This window comes from Ureibacillus terrenus (assembly GCF_006569205.1).
GTDB lineage: Bacteria > Bacillota > Bacilli > Bacillales_A > Planococcaceae > Ureibacillus > Ureibacillus terrenus.
This window is the reverse complement of sequence record NZ_VIGD01000077.1, coordinates 1-547: the sequence shown is the minus strand read 5'-3', so window position 1 is coordinate 547 and position 547 is coordinate 1. Positions and strand designations below refer to the sequence as shown.

Below are 547 nucleotides of genomic sequence, written 5' to 3'. Positions count from 1 at the left end.
ACGCAGGAGATCGCGGGTTCGAGTCCCGTCGGAACCGCCATATAGATTGTGGGTCGGTAGCTCAGTCGGTAGAGCAGAGGACTGAAAATCCTCGTGTCGGCGGTTCGATTCCGCCCCAACCCACCATTGCATGCGGGTGTAGTTTAATGGTAAAACCTCAGCCTTCCAAGCTGATGTCGTGGGTTCGATTCCCATCACCCGCTCCATAAATGGGCCTATAGCTCAGTCGGTTAGAGCGCACGCCTGATAAGCGTGAGGTCGATGGTTCAAGTCCATTTAGGCCCACCATAATATTCCGAAGTAGCTCAGTGGTAGAGCAATCGGCTGTTAACCGATCGGTCGTAGGTTCGAATCCTACCTTCGGAGCCAAAACGGAGAAGTACTCAAGTGGCTGAAGAGGCGCCCCTGCTAAGGGCGTAGGTCGGGGTAACCCGGCGCGAGGGTTCAAATCCCTCCTTCTCCGCCATGGAAAACGGCCCCTTGGTCAAGTGGTTAAGACACCGCCCTTTCACGGCGGTAACACGGGTTCGAATCCCGTAGGGGTCAT

The 547-nt window shown here is 55.6% G+C and carries 6 tRNA genes; all 6 read left to right on the top strand.

Annotated features, from left to right (window positions below):
- Nucleotides 1-50 precede the first annotated feature (50 nt).
- The 6 genes from FKZ59_RS14525 (at nucleotide 51) to FKZ59_RS14500 (ending at nucleotide 546) form a co-directional block, all read left to right on the top strand.
- Nucleotides 51-126, top strand: a tRNA-Phe gene (locus tag FKZ59_RS14525).
- A gap of 6 nt (nucleotides 127-132) precedes the next feature.
- Nucleotides 133-206, top strand: a tRNA-Gly gene (locus FKZ59_RS14520).
- Nucleotides 207-211: 5 nt separating this feature from the next.
- Nucleotides 212-288: transfer RNA gene (locus FKZ59_RS14515), tRNA-Ile, on the top strand.
- A gap of 6 nt (nucleotides 289-294) precedes the next feature.
- A tRNA-Asn gene (locus FKZ59_RS14510) sits at nucleotides 295-369 on the top strand.
- Between the two features lie 4 nt (nucleotides 370-373).
- Nucleotides 374-466 (top strand) — tRNA-Ser (locus FKZ59_RS14505).
- 8 nt (nucleotides 467-474) lie between these two features.
- A tRNA-Glu gene (locus FKZ59_RS14500) sits at nucleotides 475-546 on the top strand.
- Nucleotide 547 lies beyond the last annotated feature (1 nt).